Origin of the sequence: Streptomyces sp. NPDC007157, from assembly GCF_040634235.1 — a bacterium.
Lineage (GTDB): Bacteria > Actinomycetota > Actinomycetes > Streptomycetales > Streptomycetaceae > Streptomyces.
This window is the reverse complement of sequence record NZ_JBEYFE010000014.1, coordinates 74,810-94,437: the sequence shown is the minus strand read 5'-3', so window position 1 is coordinate 94,437 and position 19,628 is coordinate 74,810. Positions and strand designations below refer to the sequence as shown.

Genomic DNA, 19,628 nt, shown 5'->3' with positions numbered 1-19,628 from the left:
TCATGACCGAGCAGCAGCTGCCCAGCTGGGCCGATCCCGCCGTCTCCCCCGCCGACCTGGACGCCCAGGGCGTGTCCCGACGCGGACTCCTGCGCCGCGCGGGCCTGTTCGGCGCCGCGTTCGCGCTGGGTTCGGCGGCCACCCCCGCGTTCGCCTCCTCCCGGCACGGCCTCGGCGGCGACGACCCCCGCCTCGCCTATCTGGTCGGCGACCACCACGTCCACTCCGTCTACAGCCACGACGCGAAGTACACGTTCTCCCAGCAGGCGCAGGCCGCCGCCCGGTTCGGCCTGGACTGGATGGTGTTCAACGAGCACTCCAACTTCGGGCACGCCTACTACGGCGCGAAGCTGGAGCACGCGGAGATCCTCGAGGCCCGCCGGGAGAACCCGCGCCAGCTGATCTTCCAGGGCCTGGAGTGGTACATCCCGGCCGCCGAGCACGCCACCGTGTTCGCCGCGCCGGGCCGCCACGAGACCGACCTGCTCACGCGGTTCGAGCTGGCCTACGACGGCAAGCTGCTCGGCTACGACAAGGGCGGCGCGGCCGACGCGGACACCGCGCGGAACGAGGCACACGCCGTCAAGGCCATCAGGTGGCTGGCCGAGCAGCGCCGTACGGGCTATGTCGACGACGTCCTCGTCCTCGCCAACCATCCGCTGCGGCTCGGCATCGACTCGCCGCGCGAGATGCGCGACTGGCGGGACGCGGCCCCCGAGATCATGATCGGCATGGAGGGCGCGCCCGGCGCCCAGGGTGCCGCGATCCCCGGCTGGCGCGGTACCACCTCGATCCGCGGCGAGTACGAGAACAAGCCCTCCGCGCAGTCCTGGGCGGGCTACCCGGCGGACGCGTACCTGACGTACGGCGGTTTCGACTGGGCTACGGCGACGGTGGGCGGCCTGTGGGACGCGATGCTGTCGGAGGGTCGGCTGTTCACCGTCACCACCAACTCCGACAATCACCGCACGGTCTTCGACACCTGGAAGAACGGCGACTGGCTGCCGGGGCAGAACTTCGACAACACCGGCAGGCTGCCCGACCCGGTGAACACCGACACCCCGCAGCCCGGCAGCGACTTCTGGCCCGGCGAGTTCAGCCGCACCCACGTCGGTGTCACCCGCTACGGATACCGCGCGGTGATGGCGGGCCTGCGGGCGGGCCGGGTCTGGCTGGACCAGGGGCATCTGCTGGACGGCCTGGACGTGCGCCTGAAGCGGGACTGCGACCACGGCAACGGCGTCACCCTCGGCGGCCGGCTGCGGGTCCGCAAGGGCGAGCGGATCACCCTGAACGTGACGGTGACGACCGCGTCCCGGGTCAACGCCCAGGGCATCCTGCCCCGGTTGGCGCACGTGGACGTGATCCGCGGCGCCGTGCGCGGCCCGGTCTCCGACCGCGAGACCTGGCAGGCGCCCGACACCAGGGTCGTCCAGACCGAGGACGTGTCCGGCCGCAAGGGCACCTACACCCTGCGCATCCCGCTCACCGCGGGGGACGAGTCCTTCTACGTCCGGCTGCGGGGCAGCGACGGCAACCGCCACGGCACCGGCTACCTGGGCGCGTCGATCGACCCGCACGGCCCGATCACCCACGAGCCGGGCAACGGCGACCCGTGGGCGGACACCTGGTTCTATTCCAACCCCATCTTCGTGGATGTGGTGGGTTCCTGACGATTCGTCGCCCATTCGATCACCTTGCGTAACCGTCGGGGTGGGGCAGGCATGCGTGAATCGTGTCCGACTCGCTACAGAGAGTTGGAGAACGATTGCCCGAGACACCCCGGCACCGCCGTTTCACCGCCGGGGCGCCCTGACGGGAAACGTTGCGAATTCCCGACGGGACGCCATTCCGCGGACGAAGGACCTGATCGGAGAACAGGGTCGATAAATCACCAGGCCCTTTATTCGAAGCAAAACGGGCCGACACCCCGGGAATAGGCGTCGAAATCATGCCGGGCAATCGAAGGAGGTCGAATATCGGCCGGTAGACGACCCTCTCCGCCGCGTAGATTTATGCAGCGGGCGACCACATACTGCATACATCGAACAGGTAGACGGAACCGTTCCGCGGCAAGCGGACCCCTCATCGAGTGGTCTGGAGCGATCCTCAAGCGATCGTCATTCACCACTCACGCACTTACCCATACGACGAACGACACAAGGCGCGGAACAAAACCACCCCAGAGCAGCAATACGGACTTTCTGCCCGCCGGCGCGGGCCGCCGGGCGCCGTCCACCCCGCCGTACAAGACGATGCGGCAAACCCCTCCCCATGGGGGCTCCGACCCGCGGAGTTGCCAGCCTGTGCCACCTTTTCCCAGCGGGTGGTGTGTAATGGGTGTCGGTCTGAACCTCGACGGGTCCAGGCCCTTTCCGGGAGGCTCCGGGGGTGGTTCCCCGGGGCCTCCTCACTTTTCCCCTGTGTTTACATCCGGGCCCGCCGCCGCTCATCTGCGGGAAGTATTCGTACCCCGTACCGCATAGGCTTTCAATGGTTCACTCCCAGAGAAACCCTTGTCGATCATGCTCCACCAGGGGGATGTGATGGAGACCACAGCCCTGTCGAACCGCGTGCGGGAACTCCCTCTCCTGAGGGAGATGATTTCCCGAGGATCCGCTACAAGAAAGTTTGCTCTCCGTCATCCGCGACTGGCGATTTCGTCGGCCAGGGGGGTAGCTTGTGAAAAGTCTTCGCCTCGCAGCCCGGACTAACCACCCGGGCCGACAACACGAGGGAGAGGACCTGGACCCGTCGTCCGGGTGTGCCGCAGCCTGCGTCACACCCGGGATCCCCGCCCGCACCGGCAAGAAGGACCTCAGACCGATGAACACCGCCATCGCCGATGGCCTCGGCACCTCTCCCGTCCCGCGCCCGCACCGGGACATCGCGTCGCATCTGACGCTGCGTGACCACCACGACCCGGTACGGCGGCCCGACCGCCCGCCCGTGGCCACGGCCCGCGCGACCCGGGTCTGACCATGGTCCCCAGGGTCGACGCCTTCCGGACCGGCGACGTCCTCAACGGACGCCAACCCATGCCCGCCGGCAGCTTTCTCGCCCAACTGCCCCGCGGAGCCTGGCCGTTGCTGGTCAGCGAGTGGGGCGCGGACAGCCGTGTCCACGAACGCGACGAGGAACTGCCCATCGGACCGGCGGACGAACAGGTGCACATCGTCCTCGGCGGCTGCGTCCGCCAGGAGCGCCACCCGTTCGGCGCCACCGAGGGCGCGCCCAGGATCACCCGCTTCCGTGGCGTCGGCCAACTGCTCGGCGAGGCCAAGCTCATCGAGCCGGGCGCCGCGGTCCGGACGACCTGCCTCACCACGACCTGGGTCATGCCCTGCCCCGTGCAGCCCATGAACATCCTGCTGCGCAAGCGCCCGCGGATCCAACTGGCCCTGCTGCGCAGCCTGGAGGACCGCAGCCGCACCGACGAGAAGATCTACGGCACCATGACCAGGACGCCGCTGGCGCGGGTCGGCGCGCTGCTCGTCCATCTCGCCGAGATCGCCGGCACGACCGACGCCGCCGCCCCCGGCCACATCACCATCCTGGGCCCGAGCCAGAAGGACATCGCGGACGCCCTGCTCCTCGGTGTCTCGACCGTGGAGAACACCCTCCGTCGGCTGCGCACCCCCGACCAGGCCAGCGGGCTGCCCGCGGACGGCATCCTGCGCAGCGGGTACCGCCAGTTCGTCGTGACGGACCTCGCGCTGCTCCGCACCATCGCCACGATCTCGTAGCTTCCCGCCCGACCCGCTCACCCGTCCCCACGCCACGAGCCTTCCCGGCCCCTTCCCGAGGGGTGTTCGTGCGTTTCATGAACGGATCACCGCCATGATGTCCAGTTCCACCGCGCTGGCCTCCGCCGACACGGCCACCGTCCTGGTGAGCGCCGCCTCGGGCGCGGCCGCGGCCACCCTCGGCATCCTCGGTCTGCTCCACTACCGCAAGGCGCTGGCCTGGGTGAAACGGATGCGCGAGGCCGACGACGACGCCCAGGACTTCGAGGACGCCTCGGCCTACCTCAAGAGGCTCGTCGAGATGCTGTGCGAGTGGGCTCACAAGCCGTGCCGCGCGGCCGACTTCGAGCCGTTGCACGGCCTGCGCCATCTCCTCGAGGACGCGGCGCAGGCCACGGAGCCGCTCCGCCCCGAACTCCAGGCCGTCGTGGAGCGCCTGGACCGTTATCTGGCCACGGTGCTCCCCGCGGTGCCGACCGCCGGAAAGGTCGAGATCACCGCGCTCACCACGCAGCTGGCGACCGCGATGACGCAGGAACACGCCCGTATCGAGCTCAAGAACGCGGTGAGCGCCGCACAGCAGCGGATCCGCACGCTGCGCAGGCCCACCTGATCAGGCGTAGAACCGCGACAGACTCTGCAGCACGGCGGCCGGCTTGGTGCCGCCCTCGATCTCGATGGTCCCCTCCACGGCGATCTGCACGCCGCCCGGCACCTCCTCGACCTCCGCCAGCCGGGCGGTGAGGCGGATTCGGGAGCCGGCCTTCACCGGGGACGGGAAACGCACCTTGTTCAGACCGTAGTTGACCTTCGTGGTGACGCCCCGGACGTCCAGCAGCTCGGTGAAGAGGGGGATGAACAACGACAACGTGAGACAGCCGTGGGCGATCGGGGCGCCGAAGGGGCCCTCGGCCGCGCGCTCGGGGTCGACGTGGATCCACTGGTGGTCGCCGGTCGCGTCGGCGAAGGTGTCGATGCGGTCCTGGGTGACCTCGATCCACCCGCTGGTGCCCAGGTCGCTGCCCGCGAGCTTCTTCAGTTCGTCGAGGCCGTTGACGGTGACGCTCATGTCGCTGTCCTTAGCTATGAGTTGGCGGAGCCGTAGCGTTCGCGCACACGGGACTTGAGGAGCTTTCCGGAGGCGGTGCGCGGGAGTTCGAGCGCGAGCACCACCGATTTCGGGAGCTTGTACTTGGCGAGCCGGCCGGACAGGGAGGCCAGCACCTCGTCGGGGTCGAGGGCGGCGCCCTCGCGCAGGACGACCACCGCACGCGGCACCTCGCCCCACTTGTCGTCCGGCACGCCGATGACCGCGCACTCCACGATGTCGGGGTGGGTGAGGAGCAGGTCCTCGATCTCGGCGGGGTAGATGTTCTCGCCACCGGAGATGATCATGTCCTTGAGGCGGTCGACGATGTAGACGTAACCGTCCTCGTCGACCCGGGCCGCGTCCCCGCTGCGGAACCAGCCGTCCGCGAAGGTGGCCGCCGTCTCCTCCGGCAACCCCCAGTAGCCCGGCATGACATGGGGGCCCCGGACCATGACCTCGCCGGGTTCGTCGACGTCGACCGGGGTCAGATCGGGCCGCACCACCCGTACGTCGCTGAAGAAGTGCGGCACGCCCGCCGAGCCCGCCTTGCCGATCGCGTGCTCGGCGTCGAGGAAGAGGGTGCCGGGCGAGGCCTCGGTCATGCCGTAGCCCTGGAGGAAGGTCAGCCCGCGTTCCTGGTAGGCCGCGATCAGCGAGGTCGGGACCGGGGAGCCGCCGCAGGTGAGGATGCGCAGGGAGGAGAGGTCGGTGGCCTGCCAGCGCGGGTGGCGGGCCACCTGGTCGAACATCGTCGGCACCCCGAACATGAAGGTGATCCGGTGTTCCTCGATCAGATCGAGGATCGCCTCCGGGTCGAAGACCGCCACCAGGACACAGGTACCGCCCTTCAGGAGGACCGGCAGGGTGAGCATGTTGAGGCCCGCCGTGTGGAACAACGGGGCCGAGACCAGGGCGCGTTCGTCGGCGATCAGGTCGGTGTCGACCAGGACGTTGACCGCGTTCCAGGTCAGGTTGGCGTGCGTGAGCATCGCGCCCTTGGGGCGGCCGGTCGTCCCCGAGGTGTACATGATGATGCAGGTGTCGTCCGGGGTGACGGGCTCGTCGATCGGGTCGTCCGCCGCCGACGCCAGCAACTCCTCGTACTCGGGGCCGACTTCGACGAATGTCCGGACGTCGGTGGTACCGGGCAGCCCCGCGACGAGACCGGCGAGCGAGGGGCCGTACAGCAGGGCCCTGGCGCCGGAGTCGGCGAGCTGGTAGGCGATCTCGGGGCAGGCCAGGCGGGTGTTGAGCGGGACGAAGACCGCGCCGAGGGTGCCGGCCGCGAAGAGGGTCTCCAGGTGGGCGGGGTGGTTGGGGCCGAGGTAGGCGACGCGGTCGCCGCGGCGGACGCCCCGGGCGCGCAGGACGTGCGCGAGGCGGGTGGTGCGCGTGTACAACGTGTCGTAGTCGGTGGCCTGTTCACCGTGTACCAGCGCCGTGCGGTGCGGGGTCTTGCGGGCCCGGCGTGCGGGCCACGACCCCAGTCCCTCGTTGCGCATCTCGGCCCCTTACGGCTTGGTCAGCCCGAGCAGACGGGCGGCGTTCTCCTTGAGGATCTTCGGCCGGACCTCGTCCTTGACCGGCAGCTTCGCGAAGTCGGCGAGCCACCGGTCGGGGGTGAGGACGGGGAAGTCGGAGCCGAACAGCACCTTGTCCTTGAGCAGCGTGTTGGCGTACTGGACCAGCTGCGGCGGGAAGTACTTCGGCGACCAGCCGGACAGGTCGATGTGCACGCCCGGCTTGTGGGTGGCGACGGCGAGGGCCTCGTCCTGCCAGGGGAAGGACGGATGCGCCAGGATGATCTTCAGGTGCGGGAAGTCGGCCGCCACGTCGTCCACGTGCAACGGGTTGGAGTACTTCAGCCTGATCCCGCTGCCGCCCGGGACGCCGGCACCGATGCCGGTCTGGCCGGTGTGGAAGAGGGCTATGGTGCCGGTCTCCTCGATCACCTCGTAGAGGCCGTACGCCACCGCGCGGTCGTTCGGGAAGAAGCCCTGGATACTGGGGTGGAACTTGAAGCCCTTCACGCCGTACTCCTCGACCAGACGGCGGGCCTGCCGGACGCCGGCCTTGCCGCGGAAGGGGTCGACGGAGGCGAAGGGGATCAGGACGTCCGGGTTGGCGGCGGCGGCCTCGGCGACCTCCTCGTTGGGGACGGGCGCGGTGCCGGTCGCGGACTCGGCGTCCACCGTGAAGATCACGGCGGCCATGTTCCGCTCCCGGTAGTAGGCGGCGGTCTCCTCGATGGTCGGCTTCCGCTTGCCCTCGACCTTGAAGTAGGCGGAGGAGGCGTCGTGCAGGTCGTCGTCCAGGGAGGAGTGCCCCCTGGCGGAGACCTCGGCGTGTGTGTGGACGTCGATCGCCGTGAGTGCCTCGATGTCCATCACGCCTCCGGGACCTTGGGCGCCGGGATGCCGACCGTCTGGAGTTCGGCGCCGACCGAGGTGGGGAAGGCGTCGGCCAGGGTGTCCGGGGTCCAGCCGCCGTCGGCGTAGGCGGTCCGGATCTCCTGGGGGTGCGACCAGAGTGCCACCTTGTCGCCGCCGATGCCGATGGCCTGGCCGGTGATGGAGCGGGCGGCCGCGGAGGCGAGGAAGGGGACGAGGGCCGCGCAGTCCTCGGGGGTGCCGAAGCCCTCGCCCTTGCGCAGGAGGTCCGGGAGCGGTTCGCCGTTCTTCATGGCCTCGACGTACGGGGCGAAGGCGGGGATGGTCTCGGTCATCGCGGTGGCGGCCACCGGGACGATCGCGTTGACCGTGATGTCCGCCCGGCCCAACTCCATCGACCAGGTGCGGGCCATGGCGGCGATGCCGGCCTTGGCGGCGGCGTAGTTGGTCTGGCCGAAGTTGCCGCGCTGGCCGGCCGGGGAGCCGACCAGGATCAGGGTGCCGCCCTCGCCCTGCTCGCGCATCCGGACGGCGGCGGCGCGGGCGCAGGTGAAGGTGCCCCTGAGGTGGGTGGTGAGCACCGCGTCGAAGTCGTCGTCGGTCATCTTCCACAGCACCCTGTCGCGCAGGATGCCCGCGTTGGTGACCAGGACGTCGAGTCGCCCGAACTCCGCCACGGCCCGGGCGACCAGCCGGTCCGCGGCCTCGCTCGTGCCGACCGGCACCACCTCGGCGACGGCGGTGCCGCCGGCCTCGGTGATGGACTTCACGGCCTGCTCGGCGACGGCCTCGTCCACGTCGTTGACGACCACGGAGGCGCCGTGGGCGGCGAGTGCGTGGGCGTAGGCGAGGCCGAGGCCCCGGCCGCTGCCGGTGACGACGGCGGCCTTGCCGGTGAGATCGATGCTGGGCACGGGCGATGTCCCTTCGGGTACGAGGGGTGCGGCTTGCGGGTACGACGGGTGCGGCTTCTCGGATGCGACGGCTACGGCTTCTCGGATGCGACGGGCTCGGTTCGAGATCGAAGCTAAGAGCAATAATTGTTGTCGTCAATAGTTGTTGCGCATGCACGAGTACGCCATGCTGGAATCCGCGCCACAGACCGCCCCGCCGCCGGGGCCCGGACCAGGGAGACGGCCATCACCCGTCAGCACACCGAGAACCCGACCTCGATCGACGCGGACCAACCGTGGATGCGCGGGCTGCACGCGGACACGGGCTACCTGCTGTACCGCCTGGGCCTGCGCTCGGGGCAGCTCTTCAACACGTTCCTGCAGGAGTCGGGGGTACGGCTGCGCCACTACGCGGTGCTGCGTCTCCTCGCCACCTCGGAGGGCGCGCTCCAGCGGGAGCTGAGCACCCGGCTCGGCTACGACCCGAGCGCGATCGTCGGCCTGGTCGACGACCTGGAGAAGCTGGGCTTCGCCGAGCGGCGCCCCTCCCCCGTCGACCGCCGCAGCCGGATCGTCGTCCTCACCGAGGCCGGCGGTGCCTTCCTGCGGGACACCGACGAAGCGGGCCGGCGGGTCACCAACGATCTGCTGGGCCCGCTTGACCCCGCCGAGCGCCAGGCGCTCCACGCTCTGCTGCTGCGCGTCGCCGACCGGCCATGACCGCCGCCGCCCGCTCCGCACCCGACCGGCTGCTGTCGGTGCTGGCGGCGTTCGACCACGGGCATCCGGCGCTCAGCCTCAGCGGCATCAGCCGCCGGGCCGGGCTCTCCCTGACCACCACGCACCGCCTGGTCGGCGCGCTCACCGCGTGGGGCGCGCTGGAGCGGGACGCCGACGGTTTCTACCATGTGGGGCTGCGGCTCTGGGAGCTGGCCGCGCTGGCGCCCCGGGGGCTGGCGCTGCGTCAGGTCGCGCTGCCGTATCTGGAGGACCTGTACGAAGCGACCCATGAGAACGTGCAGTTGGCGGTGCGGGACGGAGCCGAGGTCGTCTACATCGAGTGGCTGTCGGGGCGTTCGGCGGTGGGGGTGCACATCCGGGTGGGTGCCCGCTGGCCGCTGCACGCGACGGGGGTCGGCCTGGCCCTGCTCGCGCACGAGACCCACGGGTTCCAGCAGGAGTACTGCGCGGGACCGTTGGACGCCTTCACCCCGTACACCATCACGGATCCGAGCCGGTTGCGGCGCTCGCTGGCCGAAGTGCGGCGCACCGGGGTCGCGGTGAGCAGCCGTCAGGTGACCGACGACGCCCTGTCGGTGGCGGCTCCGGTGCGCGGGGCGGCGGGGCAGGTGGTGTCGGCCGTCTCGGTGGTGGTGCCCCAGGCCGACGCCCAGGTACCGGCGCTGGTCCCGGCGGTACGGCTGGCGGCCCGTGGCATCTCCCGGGCACTGGGCTGGCAGCCGGAACAACCGGAACGGGCCGGGTAGCCGGCGCCCGGCGCGTACCCCCGGCCGGAACGGGCCGGGTAGCCGGCGCCCGGCGCGAACCCCCGGCCGAAACGGGCCGGGTAGCCGTGCGCCGCGCCTCCCCCGGGACCGCGCGGAGCCGTTGGCGGACCTGGCGGTGGCCATGCACCCATCCCCTCACCTGGCGGCGTCCGCCCCCGCCGGTCCTCCGACGGGGACGGTGACCCGCGCCATCGGCTCCGGCAGGGACGGGTCCCGTGCCTTCAGCTCCGGCCAGGACGCGCACCCGTGCCTCCAGCTCCGGCAAGGACGCGTACCCGTGCCGTCGGCTCAGGCAAGGACGCGCACCGTGCCGTCGGCTCAGGCAGGGACGCGCACCGTGCCGTCGGCTCAGGCGGGCAGTGCCGCGCGCAATCGCCGGTCGCGGGGCGCCGGTTTGCGGTCGAGCCGGGCGTCCAGGAGGCGGCGGGCGGCGTCGCAGCGGCCGCCCGCGACCAGGGCGTACAGCAACGTCTCCGCCACGACCTCGCGTTGGGCCGCGCTGCCGCCGACCCGGCGCAGCACCGGCAGCAGGGCGTCGAGCCCCCGGGCCGCCTCGTGGAAGCGCTCCTCGACGAGGTCGGCGAGGGCCTCGCACAGCGGCGCGATCACCTCCCGCTGCACCGGGTCGGCGGCGGCCGCGTGGTCGCGCAGCCTGCGCAGCGCGGGCAGGTCGCCGGCGGCGGTGAGGGCGACGGCCACGTGCAGCGCGGTGAACGCGGTCGCGGGCCGTTCCAGTACCTCCCGGGCCACCGAGTCCAGGACGTCCACCGCCGGCAGGTCCCCGTCCCAGCTGTCGCTGAGCCGGGCCCGCCACAGCAGCGAACCGGAGTCCACCAGCGCCCGCACCCCGCGCACCCGGCCCGGCGCGAGCTGGGCGAACCAGCGCCGGCGGACGGCGGCCGGGTCGTCGAGGGCGAGTTCGTGCAGGGCGATGTGCCAGGAGAAGTGCGCCCGGTGCACCGCCCCCCGTCCGCGCCCGGACACCCAGCCGTCGAGCCAGTCCCGGCCCGCCTCGTGCGCCCCGGACTCGTAGTGGACGTGGGCCAGGGCGTGCACCGCGTGCCCGGAGGCGGGCTCGGCGGCCAGCGCGCGGTGGGCCAGCTCGCCCGCCTCGTGCAGCCGGCCCTGCTCCTGGCGCAGGAAGGCCAGCAGCGAGGTGTGGAACCAGTGCCCGTCGTAGGCGGGCGAGGTCAGGTCGAGCAGTCGCAGGGCGTCGTCGTCCTGGAGATCGCTCACCCCGGAGAACGCGATGGTGGGCACGGCCGCCGCGAGCGCCAGCGCGTCCCCCGGGTGCTCCCGCAGATGCCGTACGAGCGCCTCGTCCCCGTCGTCGCCGGTCACCCGGCGGGTGATCACGTCCACGAAGGACCGTTCACGTTCGTCGGCGCGCTCGCGGGCCGAGCGCTGGGCGTCGGCGAGGGCGCGGGGCACGTCGACGGCGGCGGCGCACTCGTGGCCCAGCAGGGCGAGGGCCGCGTGGCCGAGGGCGAAGCCGGGGTCGAGGGCGACCGCGCGGGCGAGGGCGTCCTCGGCGCCGGAGCGCACCTTGAGGACCCGGTCGAGACCACTGCGGTAGGCGGCGGCCGCCTCGGCGTGGGTGGAAAGCGGCAGTCCGTGGCCGTCGAGGGGCCGCCGGGAGGCCCGCCTGCGGCCGGGCAGCGGCAGCAGCCGCTGGGCCAGCCCGGCGGCCTGGACGCGGATCTCGGGGATCGCCGTGGTCTCCCACAGCTCGCCGCGGCGCGGGGCGCCGAGCGTGAACAGGGGCCCCACGGCGCGGCCTTGGGCATCGAGGAGCCGTCCGTCGCGGGTGGCCGCGCCCATGCCCAGCGGTCCGGGGACGGCGAGCCCGGCGGTGAACAGGGCCTGCCACAACGGCGCGTCCAGGCGGCGGCCGGGTCCGGTGCAGTCCACCACCCAACCGACGTGCACCACATGGCCGTTGGACAGCTCGACGGCCAGAGAGCCGGCCTCGTCGGCCGTGACGCGGGCGACGGTGCCGGTGTGGACGTGCAGGCGGCGTGCGGTGCGGGCGCGGGAGACGTGTTCCGCGGTGGCGGGGGCCATCCGGTGGCGGTGGGTGTTCCACAGGGCGCCCTCGCGGGCCAGGAACTCCTCGCGTTCCTCGGGGGTGAGGCTGCGCCACAGCCGTGCGGTGTGCGGGCGCAGGCTGTCCAGGCCCGGGCGCCAGTCGCCGTGGGTGCGTACCGAGCGGCTCACCTGGCGGTAGACCGCGCGGCGCAGCCGGCCCAGCGAGGTGTCGTCGATCCCCTCCGGGGCGGGCATGGCGCCGGCCGGGCCGAGGGCGTGCGGCTGGGGCAGCAGCCCGCTGCGGGACAGGGCGTGCACGGCCCGGCCGGGGCGGTCGAGGGTGAGGGAGAGATCGATGGCGGTCAGACCGGTGCCGACCAGCAGGACGTCCTCGGGGCTGTCCCGTACGGGGTCCAGGGCGCCCGGCGCCCACGGGGTGCCGACGAACCGGTCCGAGGCACGCAGGGCGGGCGGGGCCCAGCCGCCGGTGGCCCCGGCGGGACCGGTGGCCAGGACGGCGCTGTCCGCCAGCAGGGGTCCCCCGGCGGCGAGGTGGAGCTCCACCCGGCCGTCGGGGGTGCCGGTACAGGACTCCGCGCGGGTGCGCAGCCGGCGGACCGCGACCGTGCCGTGGGCGCGGACCATGGCCTGGCCGAGGGTGTCGGCGAGGTAGGCGCCGTAGCGGTAGCGGGTGGCGAAGTCGGCGCCGGTGACGGTGGGTTCGCCGTGCCGGCACAGCCAGCGCAGGAAGTGCCCGGGGTCGTCCGGGTAGGCGCTCATGTGGCCGGCGGGCACGTTGAGGCGATGCCGGGGGTCGTGAGTGGCGTAGGCGGTGCCCCGGCCCGCCTCCGGGGCCGGGTCGATCAGGAAGAGGTCGAGAGGGGTCCGGCGGCGGTGCGCCGTCTCGCAGAGCTGGACGGCGGTGAGGGTGCCCGCCGCTCCGGCTCCCACGATGGCCACGCTCTGCCGCTTGCGGACGTCGGTCACGGAATACCTCCGGCGGGGGGGTCGGCGTACTGCTTCTTCACTATTCCGATCGGAGAGGTGGGGAAGCCCTCCCGGGAGGGGGATCTCACCGGAAACTCAGGCCGCCGGTCGGGCGTTCATACTCTGTTCACGAACGGAGGCTCGGACAACCGGGGTTCCGGTCGACTCATTCCGGCTCCGCGGGGCGACGCCCGGAGCTCCTCATCCGAATCTCAGGGATCACCCCCGCGATTCAAAGGAACCACCCATACAACCGGCGCAGGATGCCCTGACACAGGTGGACAAGTCAGGAAGGCGTGTCGTGGGCGTCCAGCACATATCGAACGGGTCCGGCCGGCAGTCGCGGAGGTGGTCCCGGCGCGGACTCCTCGCCGCTCTCGGCGCGGTGCCCGCGGGGGCCGCGCTGGCCGGATGCAGTTCCTCGGCGGACGCCTCGGCCGCCACCGACGGCAAGGGCGCGACGGCCTCGGCCAAGTCCGCGACCAAGAAGGCCACGATCACGGTCACTCCCGTCTCCGGCACCAGGAAGGCCGACTTCACCAGCCCGGTCGAGGTCACGGTGACCGACGGCACGCTGGCCTCCGTGACGGTCGCGGGCAACGACGGCTCGACGCTGTCGGGCACCTTCGACGACGCGAAGACGAAATGGACGTCGGCGAAGAACCCGTACTCCGGCACGAAGTACACGGTGACGGCGAAGGCGCGGGGCGCGACCGACGAGACGGTGGCCACCTTCACCACGAAGTCCCCGAGCGAGACCTTCCTCGGCTACTTCACGCCGGAGGCGGACTCCACGTCCGGTGTCGGCATGCCGGTGTCGATCAACTTCACGCACGCGGTCGCGGACCGGGCGGCGGTCCAGAAGGCGATCACGGTGACGGCCGAGCCGGAGGTGGAGATCGTCGGGCACTGGTTCAGCGACACCCGGCTCGACTTCCGCCCGGAGACGTACTGGGCGGCCGGCACGAAGATCACCCTCGGTCTGCGGCTGAAGGACGTGGAGGGCACGGACGGCGTCTACGGCACCCAGTCGAAGGACGTCACCTTCCACATCGGCCGGGAGCAGATCTCCACGGTCGACCTGTCCACCAAGCAGATGGTGGTCAAGCGGGACGGGGCCACGTACGCCAGTTACCCGGTCTCGGGCGGCGACTCCGACCACACCACCTGGTCCGGGATCATGGTGATCAGCGAGCGGTTCAAGCAGACCCGGATGGAGTCCTCCACGGTCGGCCTCGGCGACGAGTACGACATCTCCGACGTCCCGCACGCCCAGCGCCTGACCACCTCCGGCACCTTCGTGCACGGCAACTACTGGGCGGCCACCTCGGTGTTCGGCAGCCAGAACACCAGCCACGGCTGTGTCGGCCTGCACGACGCCAAGGGCGCGAGCGACTCCTCGGTGGCCGGCTACAAGTTCTACGAGAGCTCGATGCTCGGCGACGTGGTGATCGTGAAGAACTCCGGCGAGAAGACCGTCGAGGCGTCCAACGGCCTCAACGGCTGGAACCTGTCCTGGTCGGACTGGAAGGCCGGCAGCGCGGTCTGACCCGCAGGCGCCTTCACCGCCTGAACTCCCCCGGGAAACAAGGAGATTCTTTGTTTTAACTCTTGACGACCGCAGGCACGGAGAGCACATTGGGCCCACTTTGAGAGCGCTCTCAGCAACGTCTCCCGGCGCTCTCGGAGGCATCCCGCGCACCCCCACTCCGTACCCGAGAGGCACCCCATGAGAGAAACCTCCGGTATACCCCCTGCGGATCACAGACGGCGGCGCTCCCTCCGCCGCGCCCTCGTCGCCGTACTCGCCACGGTGGGTCTGGCGGCGGCCGCCGCCACGACCGCCACCCTCCCCGCCAGCGCCTCCGCGCCCGGTGCGCCGTCCGGCTGGAGCCAGGTCTTCCTCGACGACTTCAACGGCACCGCCGGCACCGGCGTCAACACCTCCAACTGGCAGTACGACACCGGGATCTCGTACCCCGGCGGCGCGGCCAACTGGGGCACGGGCGAGGTCGAGACGATGACCTCGTCCACCAACAACGTCGCGCTCGACGGCAACGGCAATCTGCTGATCACCCCGCGCCGCGACGCGTCGGGCAACTGGACGTCGGGCCGTATCGAGACCAATCGCACCGACTTCCAGCCCCCGGCCGGCGGCAAGCTGCGCGTCGAGGCGCGGTTGCAGATGCCCAATGTCACCGGCACGGCGGCGCAAGGGTACTGGCCCGCGTTCTGGATGCTCGGCTCACCGTTCCGCGGCAACTACCAGAACTGGCCGTCCGTCGGCGAGCTGGACATCATGGAGAACGTGCAAGGCCTGAACACCACGTGGGCCACCATGCACTGCGGCACGAACCCGGGCGGTCCGTGCAACGAGACCACCGGTCTCGGCAACTCCACCGCCTGCCCCAACACCACCTGCCAGTCCGGCTTCCACACCTACACGATGGAGTGGGACCGCTCGGTGAGCCCCGAGGCGATCCGCTTCTACGTCGACGGCGTCAACTACCAGACGGTGACGGCCAATCAGGTCGATGCCACGACCTGGTCCAACGCCACCAACCACGGCTTCTTCGTCATCCTGAACGTGGCGATGGGCGGCGGCTTCCCGGGCGCGTTCGGCGGTGGCCCCTACAGCACCACCGAGCCGGGCCACCCGATGGTCGTCGACTATGTCCAGGTGCTCCAGTCCAGCGGCAGCGGTGGCGGCACCACGCCCCCGCCGTCCGGCAACCGTGACGCCTACAGCGCCATCCAGGCGGAGTCGTACGACAGCCAGTCCGGCGTGACCGCCGAGTCGACGACCGACACGGGCGGCGGCCAGGACATCGGTTACGTCGCCAACGGCGACTGGGCGCTGTACAAGGGCGTCAACTTCGGTTCGTCGGCGGCCACTCAGTTCAACGCGCGAGTCGCGAACGGCGCCGCGAGCGGTGTCAGCGGGCTGGTGGAGGTCCGCCTCGACAGCCGCAGCAACGCGCCCATCGGCAGTTTCGCGGTGGGCAACACCGGGGGCTGGCAGACCTGGAAGACGGTCCCGGCCAACATCAGCGCGGTGACCGGCACCCACGACGTCTACCTGACCTTCAGCAGCGGCCAGCCGGCGGACTTCGTGAACGTGAACTGGTTCGACTTCGGGCACTGACCCGGGAGTCAGGGATGCCTCGCGGGGGTCGCCCCGCGGGGCGTCCCCGTGCCCGTGGGAGGCACGTCCGGCGGTCAGCGCCCCACACCGCAGCGCCGCGCGATGGCCTCCAGCCGCTCCAGTTCGCGTTGTGCCGCGGTCACATGGGCCAGGTCGAGGGCCATCCAGGCGCGTGCGGTGACATAGCGGATGTCCTCGCGGGTGGCCGCGTCGAGGCCGACGGCGTCCCGGAGACGGTATCCGGTGACCGCCAGCGAGACCCTGACGTGATCAAGTCGGTCCCACAGATACAACGGCAGTGACGGCGTCGCGTCCTTGACGTAGTCGCGCGCCTGCCGGTCCGCCTCGCAGGGACGGGGCGGCGTCGGAGCCCAGGGAAGACCGGCCTTTCGGGCCGTGTCGTCCATGTCCGCGAGCCAGGCACGGGCGGCGGCCCGATCGCCCTCGGCGGCGAGCGCGCGAGCGTTGTCCAGCAGGGAGCGCAGTTCGGCCCGGGCCTCGGGATCCTCGCCCGTCCGGGCCTCGAGATAGCCGGACCACACGTCGAACGCCTTGCTCAACTCGGCGTCCAGCAGAGCCTCGTACACGTCCGGCACCGCGCCGACTCCCCCCTCGGGCCGTCCCGCGCGGACGGCAGCGGTTCACGATAGAAGGGGCGCCGGACCCGTCGCTCGCGAATTTCCGGGCGGGGTCAGCGCAGCTCGGCCCGGAACGCCACCGGCGTCTGCCCCGTGTGCAGGTGGAAGAACTTGGAGAAGTTCGCCGCGTCCGGGAAGCCGATCGCCGCGCCCACCCGGCCGATCGGGAGGTCCGTGTGGGCCAGCAGGCGTTTGGCCTCCAGGACGACCCGCTTGTCGATGAAGCCCTTCGGGGTCTCCCCGGTGGCGGCACGGACCGCGCGGACCAGGGTGCGGCGGGAGTAACCGAGGGCGTCGGCGTAGGCGCTGACACTGTGGTTGGTGGCGAAGTCCTCCTCCACCGCGTCCCGGAAAAGGGTGAAAGTCGTATCGGCCTGGCGGCGGGCCGCCTCCGCCGAGCTGGCCGCGAGATGCGCGAGCCGCAGCAGGAGCGCCGTGAGCGAGTGCCGCAGGACCGAGGTGTGCAGGCTCAGAGGGAGGGTCTCGTTGTCCTCGTACTCGCGTTGCAGGTTGGCGAGCGACGCCCGCAACGCGGTGAGCTGCGGTGCGTCGGGGCGGAGCAGGGGCGGCAGGTCGTACCGGTAGAGGCCGGTCGCCTCCACGATCGCCTTCGGCAGGAAGCCGGGCTGCATGGTCAGGACGCTTCCGCGGTACTCGCAGGTCCGCGAGAAGCGGTGCACCTGCCCGGGCCGGATCCACAGCAGGTCACCGGCCTGCGCCTGGTACTCGGCGAAGTCGATCATGTGGCGGACCGGGCCCTCGGTGAAGAGCATGACCACGTGGAAGTCGATGCGGTGGACGCGTTCCAGGGGGGCGTCGGCGTGCCACATGCGCTCGGTCCCCATCGGGCCGACCTGTATGCCGACACCGCCGACGCTCAGATCCACCGGGAAGGGGAAGGTTCTGATTCCGTCACCGTCGCCTGCCCCTTCGGGCGTTCTGTCCGCCATGTCCTTCTCGTGCCGTCCCTGTCGAAGATCCGTGTCCCACTTTCACCACAGGCTGACACACTCCGACCTTCCTTCCCAAAAGTCAGACTTTTAGTTTTGAACGCGTCAGGCCAGCCAGAACGCTTCTAACGAGGACTTCTTGAAGATGAGCACGCAGACATCAGACGGCTTCGAGTGGACCGACCTGGACCGGCGTGCCGTGGACACCGCGCGCCTGCTCGCGGCCGACGCCGTGCAGCAGGTCGGCAACGGGCACCCCGGCACCGCGATGAGCCTGGCCCCGGCCGCGTACACGATCTTTCAGAAGATGATGCGGCACGACCCGGCCGACCCCGAGTGGACCGGCCGGGACCGTTTCGTCCTCTCCCCCGGCCACACCTCGCTGACCCTCTACACCCAGCTGTTCCTCGCCGGGTACGAGCTGGAGCTGGACGACCTCAAGGCCTTCCGGACGCACGGGTCGAAGACCCCGGGGCACCCGGAGTACGGCCACACCGCCGGTGTCGAGACCACCACCGGCCCGCTCGGCCAGGGCGTCGCCAACGCGGTCGGCATGGCGATGGCCGCCCGCTACGAGCGCGGCCTCTTCGACCCCCAGGCCCCCGAGGGCACCTCCCCCTTCGACCACACGATCTGGGCGATCGTCTCCGACGGCGACCTGGAGGAGGGCGTCTCCGCCGAGGCCTCCTCGATGGCCGGCCACCAGAAGCTCGGCAACCTGGTCTTCCTCTACGACGACAACCACATCTCCATCGAGGGCGACACCGCGACCGCGTTCTCGGAGGACGTGCTGGGCCGGTACGAGGCCTACGGCTGGCACACCCAGCGCATCGAGCCGACCGCCGAGGGTGACGTCGACGTTCACGCCCTGTACGCGGCGCTGCAGGCGGCGCAGGCCGAGACCGAGCGGCCGTCGATCATCGCGATGCGCACGATCATCGCCTGGCCCGCGCCGAACGCGCGGAACACCGAGGCCTCCCACGGCTCCGCGCTCGGCGCCGACGAGATCGCCGCCACCAAGCGCGTCCTCGGCTTCGACCCGGAGCGGAGCTTCGAGGTCGCGGGCGAGGTACTGGCCCACACCCGCCGGGCGCTCGACCGGGGCGCCGAGGCGCACGCCGCCTGGGACAAGCGGATCGCCGAGTGGCGCACCGCCCGGCCGGAGCAGGCGCGGCTCTTCGACCGGGTCGTCGCCGGCCAGCTCCCCGAGGGCTGGGAGTCCGAGATCCCCGTCTTCGAGGAGGGCAAGTCCGTCGCCACCCGGGCCGCCTCCGGCAAGGTCCTCCAGGCGCTCGGCCCGGTGCTGCCCGAGCTGTGGGGCGGCTCCGCCGACCTCGCGGGCTCCAACAACACCACCATCGACAAGACGTCCTCCTTCCTGCCGAAGGGCAACCCGCTGCCCGAGGCCGACCCGTACGGCCGTACCGTCCACTTCGGGATCCGCGAGTTCTCGATGGCCGCCGAGATGAACGGCATCGCGCTGCACGGCAACACCCGGATCTACGGCGGCACCTTCCTGGTGTTCTCCGACTACATGCGCAACGCCGTCCGCATGGCGGCGCTCATGCAGCTCCCGGTGACCTACGTCTGGACCCATGACTCCATCGGCCTCGGCGAGGACGGCCCCACCCACCAGCCGGTCGAGCACCTCGCCTCGCTGCGCGCCATCCCGGGCCTGAACGTCGTCCGCCCGGCCGACGCCAACGAGACCGCGACGGCCTGGGCCGAGATCCTGAAGAGGCACGCCACGCACCCCGCCCCGCACGGGCTCGCGCTGACCCGCCAGGGCGTGCCGACGTACGCGCCGAACCCCGACGCGGCCAAGGGCGGCTATGTGCTGCGTGAGTCGTCCACCGAGACCCCGGAGGTGATCGTCATCGCCACCGGTTCCGAGGTGCACCTCGCCGTCGAGGCGCGGGACCTCCTGGAGGCCGAGGGGGTCGGCACCCGGGTGGTGTCGATGCCGTCCGTGGAGTGGTTCGAGGAGCAGCCCCGCGAGTACCGCGAGAGCGTCCTGCCGCCGGCCGTGAAGGCGCGGGTCGCCGTCGAGGCCGGGATCGGCCTGACCTGGTACCGGTTCGTCGGCGACGCCGGACGCATCGTGTCCCTGGAGCACTTCGGTGCCTCCGCCGACGCCAAGACCCTGTTCGCCGAGTTCGGCTTCACCGCCGAGCACGTGGCGGCGGCGGCCCGCGAGTCGCGCGCCGCCGCCCGAACCGCCTGATCCGCCCGACAGAAGCACCGACAGAAGTA

The 19,628-nt window shown here is 71.4% G+C and carries 16 protein-coding genes; 9 read left to right on the top strand and 7 right to left on the bottom strand.

Features of this window, described 5'->3' with window-relative positions; genetic code table 11:
* Positions 1–2 precede the first annotated feature (2 nt).
* The 4 genes from ABZ642_RS25155 to ABZ642_RS25140 all read left to right on the top strand — a co-directional run bounded on the left by ABZ642_RS25155 (position 3) and on the right by ABZ642_RS25140 (position 4,359).
* Positions 3–1,673, top strand: a complete 1,671-nt coding sequence (locus tag ABZ642_RS25155) for a histidinol-phosphatase (RefSeq protein ID WP_360488217.1) — start codon at positions 3–5, stop codon at positions 1,671–1,673.
* Positions 1,674–2,826: 1,153 nt separating this feature from the next.
* Complete coding sequence (locus tag ABZ642_RS25150) at positions 2,827–2,979, top strand: hypothetical protein (protein ID WP_360488215.1); 153 nt, start codon at positions 2,827–2,829, stop codon at positions 2,977–2,979.
* Between the two features lie 2 nt (positions 2,980–2,981).
* The gene (locus tag ABZ642_RS25145; protein ID WP_360488212.1) at positions 2,982–3,746 is read left to right on the top strand and encodes a Crp/Fnr family transcriptional regulator; all 765 of its coding nucleotides are present in this window, start codon (positions 2,982–2,984) and stop codon (positions 3,744–3,746) included.
* A gap of 94 nt (positions 3,747–3,840) precedes the next feature.
* Complete coding sequence (locus ABZ642_RS25140; RefSeq protein WP_360488209.1) at positions 3,841–4,359, top strand: hypothetical protein; 519 nt, start codon at positions 3,841–3,843, stop codon at positions 4,357–4,359.
* On the opposite strand, the gene ABZ642_RS25135 is transcribed toward ABZ642_RS25140, so the two are convergent.
* From ABZ642_RS25135 to ABZ642_RS25120, 4 genes are read right to left on the bottom strand one after another with little or no spacing between them, the layout of a single operon-like run.
* Positions 4,360–4,815 carry a MaoC family dehydratase gene (locus tag ABZ642_RS25135; RefSeq protein ID WP_360488206.1) on the bottom strand — a complete coding sequence of 152 codons (456 nt, stop codon included), beginning with the start codon at positions 4,813–4,815 and terminating at the stop codon, positions 4,360–4,362.
* A gap of 14 nt (positions 4,816–4,829) precedes the next feature.
* Positions 4,830–6,338: an o-succinylbenzoate--CoA ligase gene (gene menE, locus ABZ642_RS25130; RefSeq protein ID WP_360488203.1), complete on the bottom strand. Its 1,509-nt coding sequence runs from the start codon at positions 6,336–6,338 to the stop codon at positions 4,830–4,832.
* 9 nt (positions 6,339–6,347) lie between these two features.
* Positions 6,348–7,223 carry an amidohydrolase family protein gene (locus ABZ642_RS25125; protein ID WP_360488200.1) on the bottom strand — a complete coding sequence of 292 codons (876 nt, stop codon included), beginning with the start codon at positions 7,221–7,223 and terminating at the stop codon, positions 6,348–6,350.
* Entirely contained in the window at positions 7,223–8,140 is a 918-nt protein-coding gene (locus ABZ642_RS25120; RefSeq protein ID WP_360488197.1) for an SDR family oxidoreductase, read from the bottom strand. The genes ABZ642_RS25125 and ABZ642_RS25120 overlap by 1 nt, the downstream gene beginning before the upstream one ends.
* Before the next feature lie 279 nt (positions 8,141–8,419).
* Between ABZ642_RS25120 and ABZ642_RS25115 the strand changes: the two genes are divergently transcribed.
* Complete coding sequence (locus ABZ642_RS25115) at positions 8,420–8,839, top strand: MarR family transcriptional regulator (RefSeq protein WP_360488194.1); 420 nt, start codon at positions 8,420–8,422, stop codon at positions 8,837–8,839.
* Complete coding sequence (locus tag ABZ642_RS25110; RefSeq protein WP_360488191.1) at positions 8,836–9,606, top strand: IclR family transcriptional regulator; 771 nt, start codon at positions 8,836–8,838, stop codon at positions 9,604–9,606. Before ABZ642_RS25115 ends, ABZ642_RS25110 begins: the two co-directional genes overlap by 4 nt.
* A 369-nt stretch (positions 9,607–9,975) precedes the next feature.
* Here ABZ642_RS25110 and ABZ642_RS25105 read toward each other — a convergent pair whose 3' ends face one another.
* The gene (locus ABZ642_RS25105) at positions 9,976–12,642 is read right to left on the bottom strand and encodes an FAD/NAD(P)-binding protein (RefSeq protein WP_360488188.1); all 2,667 of its coding nucleotides are present in this window, start codon (positions 12,640–12,642) and stop codon (positions 9,976–9,978) included.
* Positions 12,643–12,943: 301 nt separating this feature from the next.
* Here ABZ642_RS25105 and ABZ642_RS25100 point away from each other — a divergent pair, with 301 nt between their 5' ends.
* Together ABZ642_RS25100 and ABZ642_RS25095 are read left to right on the top strand one after the other, a co-directional pair.
* Positions 12,944–14,191 (top strand): Ig-like domain-containing protein, encoded by a 1,248-nt coding sequence (locus tag ABZ642_RS25100; RefSeq protein WP_360488185.1) that lies wholly within the window; start codon positions 12,944–12,946, stop codon positions 14,189–14,191.
* 180 nt (positions 14,192–14,371) lie between these two features.
* The gene (locus tag ABZ642_RS25095) at positions 14,372–15,787 is read left to right on the top strand and encodes a glycoside hydrolase family 16 protein (protein ID WP_360488182.1); all 1,416 of its coding nucleotides are present in this window, start codon (positions 14,372–14,374) and stop codon (positions 15,785–15,787) included.
* 74 nt (positions 15,788–15,861) lie between these two features.
* Here ABZ642_RS25095 and ABZ642_RS25090 read toward each other — a convergent pair whose 3' ends face one another.
* Positions 15,862–16,383 carry a hypothetical protein gene (locus ABZ642_RS25090; protein WP_360488179.1) on the bottom strand — a complete coding sequence of 174 codons (522 nt, stop codon included), beginning with the start codon at positions 16,381–16,383 and terminating at the stop codon, positions 15,862–15,864.
* Between the two features lie 95 nt (positions 16,384–16,478).
* Complete coding sequence (locus tag ABZ642_RS25085) at positions 16,479–17,375, bottom strand: AraC family transcriptional regulator (protein WP_360488176.1); 897 nt, start codon at positions 17,373–17,375, stop codon at positions 16,479–16,481.
* A 145-nt stretch (positions 17,376–17,520) separates the two neighbouring features.
* Here ABZ642_RS25085 and tkt point away from each other — a divergent pair, with 145 nt between their 5' ends.
* Complete coding sequence (gene tkt / locus ABZ642_RS25080) at positions 17,521–19,599, top strand: transketolase (RefSeq protein ID WP_360488173.1); 2,079 nt, start codon at positions 17,521–17,523, stop codon at positions 19,597–19,599.
* Positions 19,600–19,628: the final 29 nt, after the last annotated feature.